Source organism: Lachnobacterium bovis, assembly GCF_900111325.1.
Classification (GTDB): domain Bacteria; phylum Bacillota; class Clostridia; order Lachnospirales; family Lachnospiraceae; genus Roseburia; species Roseburia bovis_A.
The window spans coordinates 1-12,613 of sequence record NZ_FOGW01000025.1 but is presented as its reverse complement, the minus strand read 5'-3'; the positions used below and the strand labels follow the sequence as shown (position 1 = coordinate 12,613).

Genomic DNA, 12,613 nt, shown 5'->3' with positions numbered 1-12,613 from the left:
TGTAATAATATAATGGATAATTAAATAGTAAGAAACGGAAGTGATTTTTAATGAAATTAACAATGCTTGGAACAGGATGTGCATTAGTTACAGAATGTTATAATACATGCTTTATAGTAGAAGATAATAATAAATTATTTATGGTAGATGGTGGTGGTGGAAATAATATTCTTCATCAGATTAAATATGCCAATTATGATGTAATGGATATTCATCATATTTTTGTTACACATAAACATATAGATCATCTTATGGGAATAGTATGGATGATCAGAAAGATTTGCCAATCAATGAGCCAGGGCGTTTATGAAGGAGAGGCATTTATTTATTCGCATAAAGAAGTTTTAGAACTACTTGCAGATATGTCGGACAAACTATTAGTAAAAAAACAGTCCAAATTCATAGGAGATAGATTGCATTTTGTAGAAGTTCACGATGGCGAAACAAAGAATATTATAGATCATGATGTGATTTTTTTTGATATTCAATCAACTAAAGCTAAACAATATGGATTTTCAATGGACATGGGTAATGGTAAGAAACTTACTTGTTGTGGAGATGAACCATATTCTGAATGTGAAGAAAAGTATGCTAAAGATAGTGAATGGTTACTTCACGAAGCATTTTGCCTTTATTCACAAAGAGATATTTTTAATCCGTATGAGAAGCATCATTCAACAGTAAAAGATGCTTGTGAATTGGCTGAAAAATTAAACGTTAAGAACCTATTACTATATCATACAGAAGATAAAAATATTTCAAATAGAGCTGAGTTATATGCAGAAGAAGGCTCTAAGTATTATAATGGCAATTTATTGATTCCAAATGATTTAGATTCCGTGGAATTATAAAAAATAAAAAAGAGAGAAAAAGATGAATAATAAAACAATAGATTACTATAATAATAATGCAGATGCGTTTATTTCAAATACAGTTAATGTGGATTTTAAGGAAACACAAGATAGATTCCTAAAACAATTAAAAGGTAGCAAGATTCTTGATTTTGGCTGTGGATCAGGAAGAGATACTAAATATTTTTTGAATTTAGGTTTTGATGTATCTGCAATAGATGGTTCCTTAGAACTATGTAAAAATGCAAGCAAATACACAGGTATAAAAGTTAAGCATATGTATTTTCAGGAATTAAATGTAGATGATGAATATGATGGTATTTGGGCATGTTCATCTATTTTACATTTGAATAGAGATAATTTAAAAGACGTTTTTCAGAAAATGCATAAAGCATTAAAGAAAGATGGAATTATTTATACGTCATTTAAATATGGCAATTTTGAAGGAGAGCGTAACGGACGATATTTTATTGATTTTACATTCGAATCTTTTTTGGAATTTATCAATGAGGTTGAAGGACTTTCTATAGTAGAACAATGGGTAACAGCCGATGTTCGTCCAGGCAGAGGAGAAGAAAAATGGTTGAATTTGATCTTAAAGAAGGATTAAGTGCTAAAAGTGAACTTAAACAAGATGTTATAGATAGTTCATTTATAGAATATACAGATGTAATGACTGGGGATTCAAATCGAGTTGTTCAGCTTTATTATCAATTGATTAATAGTATTCGAACTGCTAAAAAAATTGATATTGTAGTTTCATTTTTGATGGAGTCAGGAGTCAAAATGCTTCTTAAGGAGTTAAGGAAAGCAATTGATAATGGAGTCAAAATAAGATTATTGACAGGTAATTATTTAGGAATAACACAGCCTTCAGCATTATATCTTATTAAGCACGAACTTGGGAATTTAGTTGATTTACGTTTTTACAATGAAAAAAATAGATCATTTCATCCTAAAGCGTATATATTTCATTATGAGAAATATAGTGATATTTTTATCGGTTCTTCAAATATATCAAGGAGTGCGCTAACTTCTGGAATAGAATGGAATTATAGATTTAATAGCTTAAAAGATGCAGATAGCTATAAGCGTTTTCAAAAGACATTTGATGATTTATTTGATAATCATTCAATCATCTTAGATGATGAAGAATTAAAGCATTATGCACAAAATTGGCATAGACCAGGTGTGTCAAAAGATTTAGATAAGTATGATGAGTCATCAGATACAAATGTACGTATGTTATTTGAACCTAGAGGCGCACAAATAGAAGCAATATGTGCACTAGAAAATTCAAGAGCAGAAGGCGCAACAAGAGGTTTAGTTCAAGCAGCAACGGGCGTTGGAAAGACATATTTAGCAGCATTTGATTCTAAAGATTATAAAAGGGTTCTTTTTGTTGCACATAGAGAAGAAATATTAAAACAAGCATCGAGATCCTTTTATAATGTCCGTAATTCTGAGGATTACGGCTTTTTTGATGGAAAAAATAAAACTTGTGATAAATCTGTTATATTTGCGTCTGTATCAACTTTAGGTAGAAAAGAGTACTTAAATGCTGAGTATTTTGCGCCAGATTATTTTGAATATATTGTAATAGATGAATTTCACCATGCTGTAAATGATCAATATAAAAGGATAGTTGATTATTTTAAGCCGAAGTTTTTATTAGGTCTTACAGCAACACCAGAGCGAATGGATGGTAGGAGTATTTATGAAATATGTGATTATAATGTGCCATATGAAATTTCGTTAAGGGATGCTATAAATCGTGGGGCACTAGTTCCATTTCATTATTACGGAATATATGACAATATCGTTGATTATTCTAAAATTCGAATAATAAAAGGCAAATATGATGAAAAAGAATTAAATAAATCATACATCGGAAATGTTCATAGACATGAATTGATTTATAAAAATTATAAAAAGTTTGGATCACAAAAAGCATTAGGATTTTGTTGCTCTAGAGAACATGCAGAAGAAATGGCAAAAGAATTTTCGTTAAGGGGGATACCTTCGGCAGCAGTTTATAGTAATTCTAATGGCGAATACTCGCAAGATCGAAGCGTTGCAATTCAAAAATTACAAGAAGGCGAGATAAAAGTAATTTTTTCTGTTGATATGTTTAATGAGGGCGTAGATATTAAAGAAATTGATATGGTTATGTTTTTACGCCCTACAGAATCGCCAATTGTTTTTTTGCAGCAGCTTGGTAGAGGATTAAGAAAAGCAAAAAATAAACAATATTTGAATGTGCTTGATTTTATTGGTAATTATCAAAAAGCAGGTAAAACTTTTGCGTATCTTACAGGAAAGAATAAAACAACTGTATCTGGATATACTAATTTTTCAAAAGAAGAATTACCAGATGATTGTTTAGTAGACTATGATTTTAGATTAATAGACTTATTTGAAGAAATTCAAAAACGTCAAACTAAGTTGACAGATTTGATTTTTTCAGAATATGAAAGAATTAAAGAAGAAGTAGGTCATAGACCAAGTAGGCTAGAGCTATTTACTCTAATGGATGATGAAGTATATCAAAAGACAATCAATAATTCGTCGAAGAATATATTTAAACATTATCTTAGATTTTTAGAAGAACATAATGAACTTACATTACCAGAACAACAATTTTGTAGAACGATAGGAAGAGAGTTTATAGAATTAATAGAAACGACTAGTATGAGCAAAGTATATAAGATGCCGGTATTAAAAGCATTTTATAATAATGGTAATTGTTTGATGAAGGTAAATGAAGACCAATTATTAAAGAGTTGGAAAGAATATTTTGCAATAGGAGCAAATTGGAGAGATTTGCCCCAAATTACCTCTTACCAGCAATATAAAAATATGCTAGATAAAGATCATGTTAATAATATTTATAAGAATCCAGTAAAATTTTTAGCTCAATCAGGAAAAGGCTTCTTTATAATAAATGAAGATAGGACCGTTTCTTTGAAAAAAGAGTTAGATAAAGTAGTTAATAATCCTATTTTCGCAGAACAATTTGGTGATGTAATAGAGTATAGAACGATGGATTACTATAGTCGTAGACTTGCAAAAGATAATGATGATATAATGTAAATATAACATCAAGCATAAAAGTGTTAGATTGGTTGCCATTGAAGTAAAAGAGGGGACAGTGTGAAATTTAAACACTGTCTTTTTTTTATAAAATAAAAAGAAATAAAACATGTAATTTAATTAAATTACATGTTGACAAATTATGTACTGTATATTACAATGATAGTGTAATTTAATTAAATTACATCGAAAGGAGGGCTCGATGGAAGAGGTTAGTTTGATAGAAGTTATGGAATTTAGTCTAGGAAAAAATGTCACAAGACTAAAAGAACAAAATGAAGATATCTATACGCCAGAAGATTTTGAATGTGATTTGACAAATCGCATTATCACAGGAGAAACGTATGGATGTATCATCAACTTGATTAAATCTAAAGCGGCGCCAATAACAGTTAATACTGAGAAAAAAGTTATAACTCAAAACTTTTTGAAATGTAAGTTAGATGAGACAAAAATTTTACCATGGTATTTTTGTTACAAATTTAACGAAAGTAAAGATTTAGAACAACAAATTGCAATGTATCATCAGGGAACAACATTAAGCGTAAGAAAGCTAAATGTAAAGACAATTGGTGATTTAAAGATTAAACTTCCTGATTTAGAAAAGCAGAAATTAATCGGAGAAGGATATAGAAAATCAATTTTACAGCATGAATTATATTTAAAACGTGCTAATGATATAAGAAAATACACTTTAGAAATGCTAAGAAAGATAGAGGAGGACTAAAAATGGCAGATAGTAAGGATTTATTACAGGTATTATGGAGCGGAGCAGATGAGCTTCGAGGTAAAATGGATGCAAACGAATATAAGACATATTTGTTAGGACTTGTATTTTATAAATATTTATCAGACTCATATTTAGCAAGGGTATATGATCTTCTAAATGACACAATGCCTGATAGTTTAGAGGAAGCACAAGAACAATATGAAGAAATTTTAAAAACACCAGATGCAAAAGATTTATTAGATGAATTAAAAGAATCAATGCATTATACTCTTGAACCAGATATGACATATGTAAGTATTTTAAGAGATGCTAAAGAAAATCGTTTCAATAGAGAAAAATTACAAGCAGCTTTTAATCGTATTCAAGAATCTGATGAATTGTTTAACGGTTTATTTGCAGATGTAGACTTGTATTCTAATAGACTTGGTACTGGCGATTTAAAACAAAGTGCAACAATTGCAAATGTTATTAAAGTACTTGATGGTGCAGATTTAATTCATGCAGAAGGAGATGTGCTTGGTAATGCATATGAATATTTGATTGGACAGTTTGCATCTGAAACAGGTAAAAAAGCTGGTGAATTCTATACACCACATGGTCCAGCACAGATTTTATGTAGAATTGCTATGAATGGACAAGAAGATAAGAAAGGATTACAAGTGTATGATCCTTGTATGGGTTCAGGTTCTCTTATGCTTAGCTGTAGAAATTATTCTAATGAACCAGATTACATTAAGTATTATGGACAAGAATTAATGCCATCTACTTATAACCTTGCTCGTATGAATATGTTCCTTCATAGAGTTCATCCAGAAAATCAACATTTGAGAAATGGAGATACATTAGATGCAGATTGGCCAACTAACGAAGATACAGAGTTTGATGCAGTAACAATGAATCCACCATATTCAGCAAAATGGTCTGCAGCAGAGGGATTTAAACAAGATGAAAGATTTATGGATTATGGTGGCAAACTTGCACCAAAATCAAAAGCAGATTATGCATTCTTGCTTCATGGTTTTTACCACTTAAAACAAACTGGAACAATGGCTATTGTATTACCACATGGTGTATTGTTTAGGGGAGCAGCAGAAGGTACAATCAGAAAAATATTATTGGAAAACGGATCAATATATGCAGTTATTGGATTGCCTTCTAACATGTTTTATAATACATCAATTCCAACATGTATCATTGTATTAAAGAAACATAGAGAAGGTAGAGACGTATTATTTATTGATGCTTCAAATCTTTTTGAAAAAGAAAAGAAACAAAATGTTATGAAAGATGAACATATCGATAAGGTAATTGAACTTTACAATAATAGAGAAACAGTTGAGAAACAGGCATATTTAGCTTCGTTTGAAGATATTAAGGAAAATGATTTTAACCTAAATATTCCAAGATATGTAGATACAAGTGAAGAGGAAGAAGAAATTGATTTAAAGAGTCTTACAGTGGAAATAAAAGACACAAATAAGAAAATAGAAGAAGGTAATGCACAATTAATGCAGATGCTATCTGATTTGACTTTTAATTCATCAGAAGCAGAGGAAGCAGTTCGAGGCTTCATGAATATATTTGAGGAGGTGTAGTGATGGACAAAACACCTAATATTAGATTTAAAGGATTTACTGATCCTTGGGAACAGCGTAAGTTAGGAGAAGTATTTAAAGAGAGAAGCGAAAGAGCTAATGGTGATGAAGAATTACTATCCGTAACAATAGGCAACGGAGTGATTCGACAAGCTGATTCAGATAAAAGAAATACAGCATCTGAAGATAAAAGCAATTATAAAATTGTGAGAAAAGGAGATGTTCCATATAATTCCATGAGAATGTGGCAGGGCGCCGTGGGAAACTCTGAATATGACGGAATAGTAAGCCCTGCATACACTGTGCTCATTCCCACAAAAGAGGCAAACGGTAAGTTTTTTATGGAACTATTTAAAAAAGAATCTACTTTACAAATATTCCAACGTTGGTCACAGGGATTAACCTCGGATACATGGAACTTGAAATATCCTGCATTGTCAACCATACAATTTTATATGCCTTCAGTAGATGAGCAAAATATAATTGCGGAGTATTTTGCAAAGCTTGACAACCTTATCACCCTTCATCAGCGTAAGTGTGATGAGACAAAAACTTTAAAAAAATATATGCTTCAAAAAATGTTTCCAAAAAAAGGTGAAAATGTTCCAGAAATTCGTTTTTCAGGATTTACTGATCCTTGGGAACAGCGTAAGTTTTCTGATGTCTTCGAAGAGTACTCAGAAAAGAAGCATGAAGAGCTTCCACCACTGACTATAATACAGGGGGGCGGAACAATTTTAAGAGAGGAATCTGATAGATCCTTACAATATGATAAAAACAGTTTACCTGGATACAAAATGGTCAAGAAAAATGACTTTATTGTACACCTTAGATCCTTCGAAGGGGGACTAGAAAAGGCAAACTCTGATGGCATCATAAGCCCTGCATATCATACTTTTCACGGGAATAACACCGATAGTAGATTCTACTATCCATTCTTTAGATCAAGACGCTTTATAGATGTTCTGTTGAAGCCTCATGTGTATGGGATCAGAGATGGAAAAAGTATAGATATCGCGGGGATGAAAACGATTATGATTCCCGTCCCATCATATGAGGAACAGCAGAAAATCGGTGAGTACATTGAGTCACTTGACAACCTTATCACCCTTCATCAGCGCAAGTGTGATAATTTAAAAGAAGTAAAAAAATATATGCTACAAAATATGTTTCCAAGAAAAAAGAAATAATTTTTAGTGTTTAAATATTGGAGGTAAAAGTGGTATGGCAGAGTTAGAAGCTATATTAGAGCAAAAATTGATAGATCAGCTTTGTAGCGAAGATTCTCAATGGACATATCGTCCTGACATAAAAACAGAAGACGATATTTGGAAGAATTTTAAATATATTCTTGAACAGAATAATAAAGCAAAACTTAATGATATCCCGTTAAGTGAATCAGAATTTGCCAAGATAAAGAACGATTTGTCGCATGCATCTTTTTATGATGCGGGCAAATGGTTGGTAGGTGAAAATGGAAAAGTATACGTGCATGTTCAACGTGGAAACGAAACACTTCATTTAATCGTTATGAATAATGAGCATATTGCGGGTGGTTCTAGTGTATATGAAGTAATAAATCAATATCAGGCATTCAAGGATGAAGAAAACATAGGAAGCAGGAACAGAAGATTTGATGTTACACTTTTGATAAATGGTATTCCTATGATTCATATTGAATTAAAAAACAAGGAGCATGCGTATCTTGATGGTTATAGACAGATAAAAAAATATATTGCTGAAGGAAAATTTCGTGGAATTTTTTCAAATGTACAGATGTTTGTTGTAAGTAATGCGGTTGATACTAAGTATTTTTCTGCTGCTCGGGATACAGAATTAAGCAAGACATTTCTTACAGGATGGCTTGATGAAAAAAATGAACCAGTTGGAGATTATTTACAATTTGCACAAGATGTTTTACGTATACCTCAGGCACATGAAATGGTAACAAAATACACAGTTTTAGATAATGAAAAAAGAAAACTGTTGATTCTTCGACCATATCAGATTCATGCTATTGAAGCAATGAGAACAGCGTCAAAATCTGGTAAATCTGGTTTCATATGGCACACTACAGGTTCAGGAAAAACTATGACATCATATAAGGCAACAAGAAATCTATTGATGGATATTCCATCAATAGAAAAAACAGTTTTTTTGATAGACAGAAAAGATCTTGATTTACAGACTAAAGGAGCTTTTCAGTCTTATGCAGATAATGATACGATTGAAGTTGATGATACGGAAGATGTTGGAAGCCTTGTAAAAAAATTAGCAGATGGTAACCGTCAGATGATCGTTACGACTCGCCAGAAAATGCAAGTCATGATCAATAAGAGATTACAAGAAGGTACGAGAGCATATAATAAAATACGTTCTTTAAAAGTAGCGTTTGTTGTTGATGAATGTCATAGAGCTGTTACGCCACAAACTAAGAGAGACATTGAGAGATTTTTTAGTAATTCTATTTGGTTTGGATTTACAGGTACACCGATATTTGAAGAAAATAAATATGATCAAATGGGTGATCTTGCGCAGACAACAGAAGAATTGTATGGTCCTTGTTTACATAGTTATACAATTAAGGAAGCTATTCATGATAGGGCAGTATTAGGATTTAATGTTGAAAATCTTGGGCCAAAGGATCTTAAGGCTGATGATGCAGATACATATTATCATAGTGAAGGTCATATGAGAAATGTTTTAGAGATTATTCTTAATAAATCTGCTGTAAAGTTAGGAGTTCAGAATGGTAGAGGAGAATCCTTTGAAGCAATGCTAACAGTTGATTCAATTGCATCGGCTCAACGATATTATGATATGATTATGAAAATCAAAAATGGAGAAGATGAACTTAAGATTGATGAAGAAATTGTACGTACGTTGCCGGATTTTCCAAAGATTGCGATTACGTATTCAATTTCAGAAAACGATGAATCGTCAAAAGAAAATCAAGATGCAATGACTCGAATGTTAAAATATTATAATGATATGTTTGGAACAAAATACAAATTAGAAGCAATAGAGTCATATAATAGAAATTTAAATGAGCGTTTAGCAAGAAAAGAAAAACGTTATCTTGATAGATCGCAGCAAATCGATTTGGTAATAGTAGTAGATCGATTGCTAACAGGATTTGATGCACCTTGTTTGTCGACTTTGTTTATAGACAGAACTCCAATGAGTCCACAGGGACTTATTCAAGCATTTTCTCGTACTAATAGATTATTTAATGAAAAAAAACGATACGGGCAGATCGTTACGTTCCGTACTCCAAAAGAGTATAAAAAATGTATAAACGATGCATTAGTTTTATATTCTAAAGGAGGATTTGGTAAGGCAATTGCAGAGGATTGGGATACTGTTCTTGAAAATTTTAATCGTTCCTTAAAAACAATTAGAACTTTTGCACCAACACCAGCAGATGCAATCAATCTGTCTAAAAAACAAATGACAACATTTGTTAAATTATTCAGAGACTTAGATCATGATTATGCACATTTGAAGTCGTTCTCAAATTATGATCCTTCAATGATGGATGATTTTGGTTTTAGTCAAGAAGATTATGAAGACTATGCAGCAGAGTACAAAAATATTGTTGAATTATTAAAAGAAGATCCTGTAGATAATTCTGATGAGCCAGTAGTTATTACAGATGATTATGAACTTGTTGCATACGATAAGTTTAAAATAGATTTTGAATATATTGTTGAGTTATTACAAGGCTTTGTTGAAATGTTAGATTCTGAAGATGTAGAATTCGATGAAACAAAATTTGAACAAAAAATATCTGAGTTCCGTGAAATGGCTGATGAATTAGGAAAAGATAATCCTGGTTTAAGTAGTATTTTTATGCAAGTGCTCGATGAAATTGAAAAAGATAAGAAAAAATTTGTTGGCTCAGATGTATCTGAAATAATTAATAAAATGAGATGTTCTGCAATTGATAATGAGTTAGAAAAATTTGCAAAAAAATGGTTTATTAATTATGAAGATGTTAAATATGAGGCATATAATTATAAAGATGGAGAACTTGCAAATGCAAATAAACTTAGAGAAAGTGTGGATTATTCTGCGTATAAAGAAGCTACAGAGAATGCTTTGCCAAAATTTAAGTTTAATAGAGAACTTGTAAGAGAGTTCAAAGAAGAGTTGATGCCTATTATTATTCATTATATTGCTAGATAAACTTCTTTTTATAAATTTTTCTATAATAATATTTATATTTGAAGTTTTATTTTAGAAAGTATATACTGAAAGTATATTAGTTAAATAAATTAATGCTTGAGGAGAGTAGGATTAAATGACCTTAGAAAATAAGCTTGGTATAATAGATTCAACAGAATTAGCTCGTGAAGAAGAAAGAATCAGTAAAAAAAAGGCGTTAGAACTTTTTGAATCGGGTTCATTGGATAATTTAGAACCAGGAACATGGAAAACATTGCAAGAAATCCATAGTTTTTTATTTGGTGAAATTTATGAATTCGCTGGAAAAATTAGAACTGTGAATATAGCAAAGGGAAATTTTCGCTTTGCACCTGTAATGTATTTAAAACCAGCTCTAGAGAACATAGAAAAAATGCCTCAGTCTAATTTTGATGAAATTATAGAAAAATATGTCGAAATGAATGTAGCACATCCTTTTAGAGAAGGAAATGGGAGAAGCACACGTATTTGGTTGGATTTAATTTTGAAGAAAGAAATACAAAAGGTTGTTGACTGGAGCTTAGTTGACAAAGAAGATTATCTTCAAGCAATGGAAAGAAGTCCAATTAAAGATTTAGAAATAAAATACATTTTAAAAAATGCGTTAACTTCTGAGATTAATAATAGAGACGTATACATGAAGGGCATTGATCATAGTTATTATTATGAAGGATATTATACATATAAAGCCAAAGATTTGCAGTAATGCAAGTCTTTGACTTTTTTATTTGTAATAGTGAATTTGTCAATTAAATTTATTAACATTATATATCATCGACGTGTGTTTTTGTTATGAATTCAAATTTGATAAAGACCTCATAATTATGTCAATATCTTTACTTTCAAGTTCTTGAATTATATGTAAATATGTTTTTTGAGTTGTTGTTATATTCGAATGACCTAATCTTCGTGCAACACTAGCTATTGAAACACCAGCAAAAAGAAGAATAGAAGCATGAGTGTGTCGTAATCCATGTACAGATATAATAGGTATGTTGACATTTTTACAGTGTCTAGCCAAAATATCATTTATCGTTGAATTATAAACTTTTTTCTGAACAAAAATGGGTTCATCTTCAGGCAGATTTTTTATTAACTCAGCAAATTGTATAACGGTTTGCCAATCAAGTGGTATTTTTCTAATAGAAGATTGATTTTTAGTAGGAAGAAAACCGCCGTTGCCTTTGTAATCCCATGTCTTTGAAACGATTACTAATTGATGTCTTAAATCAAAATCTTTTGGAGTTAGTGCTAAAGCCTCTGAAAATCTCATTCCTGTTTTGGCAATCAATAAAATTAACCAATCCATATTTATTTGATCGGACAAGTTTAAGTCATCTAAAAGTTTATGAAGCTCGTATTGATTAAGATATTTTGGTTTCTTTTGTCGGGGCTGTTTGCCCTTTATGATAGCTTTTCTAGTTGGATCATGGGGGATAAGCCCTTCATCTACGGCATCTAAGATTGCACATTTTAAGTGATGGTGAAAGTCCATGGTTGTTTGTCGTTCGTGTTCAAGTGCATAATCATTCAACAATTTTTGATATGTTATACGATCAAGATCTCCGACAATTAGGGTTGGTATAAGTTTTACTAACCACTGATAAGTCATATAATATTTATTCATTGTTACAGGACGTATTGCACCTTCTTTATATACAGAAATCCATTGTTTATAATATTCACAAAATAACATGTGTGATTTATTTACTGTCGTTGTATGCATATATAAGTGCTCCTTTCAGAATGTTTTACACACGCCGATGAAGGGTGATAAGGTTGTCAATCTCTGTAAAATAGCTACCGATTTTCTTCTGCTCTGATATGTACCCAGAATCCTGGACACATATTTATGAACTAGGCGGAACACATGGATGCTATCCTGTATTGTACAGGTGGCATCCATTTTGTTTTTGCCTGAATTCTTTTGTTATTGTAGTAATCTATATATTCTTCAATCGCTTTTGAAAAGTCTTCAAAAGAAGCATAGTCTTTCTCATAGCCATAATACATCTCATTTTTTAATCTTCCAAAGAATGTCTCCATAATACAATTATCATAGCAGTTACCTTTTCGAGACATAGATTGAATAATTCCATGTTCCTTTAAAGCAGTTCTATAATTCGCATGTTGATACT

At 31.2% G+C, this 12,613-nt stretch carries 10 protein-coding genes; 8 read left to right on the top strand and 2 right to left on the bottom strand.

Annotated elements, in window-relative coordinates:
- The first annotated feature begins 50 nt into the window (after positions 1 to 50).
- The 8 genes from BMY79_RS09895 to fic all read left to right on the top strand — a co-directional run bounded on the left by BMY79_RS09895 (position 51) and on the right by fic (position 11,181).
- Entirely contained in the window at positions 51 to 851 is an 801-nt protein-coding gene (locus tag BMY79_RS09895; protein ID WP_022750210.1) for an MBL fold metallo-hydrolase, read from the top strand.
- A 22-nt stretch (positions 852 to 873) separates the two neighbouring features.
- Positions 874 to 1,461 (top strand): class I SAM-dependent methyltransferase, encoded by a 588-nt coding sequence (locus tag BMY79_RS09890; RefSeq protein ID WP_022750209.1) that lies wholly within the window; start codon positions 874 to 876, stop codon positions 1,459 to 1,461.
- Entirely contained in the window at positions 1,431 to 3,944 is a 2,514-nt protein-coding gene (locus tag BMY79_RS09885; RefSeq protein WP_074730865.1) for a DEAD/DEAH box helicase family protein, read from the top strand. Before BMY79_RS09890 ends, BMY79_RS09885 begins: the two co-directional genes overlap by 31 nt.
- Positions 3,945 to 4,146: 202 nt before the next feature.
- Positions 4,147 to 4,671, top strand: a complete 525-nt coding sequence (locus tag BMY79_RS09880) for a restriction endonuclease subunit S domain-containing protein (protein ID WP_027422591.1) — start codon at positions 4,147 to 4,149, stop codon at positions 4,669 to 4,671.
- Between the two features lie 2 nt (positions 4,672 to 4,673).
- Complete coding sequence (locus BMY79_RS09875; RefSeq protein ID WP_022750205.1) at positions 4,674 to 6,269, top strand: type I restriction-modification system subunit M; 1,596 nt, start codon at positions 4,674 to 4,676, stop codon at positions 6,267 to 6,269.
- 2 nt (positions 6,270 to 6,271) lie between these two features.
- Complete coding sequence (locus BMY79_RS11935) at positions 6,272 to 7,459, top strand: restriction endonuclease subunit S (RefSeq protein ID WP_083383545.1); 1,188 nt, start codon at positions 6,272 to 6,274, stop codon at positions 7,457 to 7,459.
- Positions 7,460 to 7,493: 34 nt separating this feature from the next.
- Positions 7,494 to 10,457, top strand: coding sequence for a type I restriction endonuclease subunit R (locus BMY79_RS09860; protein WP_074730864.1), 2,964 nt, complete (start codon positions 7,494 to 7,496; stop codon positions 10,455 to 10,457).
- A 115-nt stretch (positions 10,458 to 10,572) separates the two neighbouring features.
- The gene (gene fic / locus BMY79_RS09855; RefSeq protein WP_022750457.1) at positions 10,573 to 11,181 is read left to right on the top strand and encodes a protein adenylyltransferase Fic; all 609 of its coding nucleotides are present in this window, start codon (positions 10,573 to 10,575) and stop codon (positions 11,179 to 11,181) included.
- A gap of 84 nt (positions 11,182 to 11,265) precedes the next feature.
- Here the strand turns inward: fic and BMY79_RS09850 are convergent, their stop codons facing one another.
- Together BMY79_RS09850 and BMY79_RS09845 are read right to left on the bottom strand one after the other, a co-directional pair.
- Positions 11,266 to 12,201, bottom strand: coding sequence for a site-specific integrase (locus BMY79_RS09850; protein ID WP_074730863.1), 936 nt, complete (start codon positions 12,199 to 12,201; stop codon positions 11,266 to 11,268).
- Positions 12,202 to 12,332: 131 nt separating this feature from the next.
- The coding region (locus BMY79_RS09845) for an IS3 family transposase (protein ID WP_027422004.1) at positions 12,333 to 12,613 on the bottom strand (281 nt) is incomplete at its 5' end.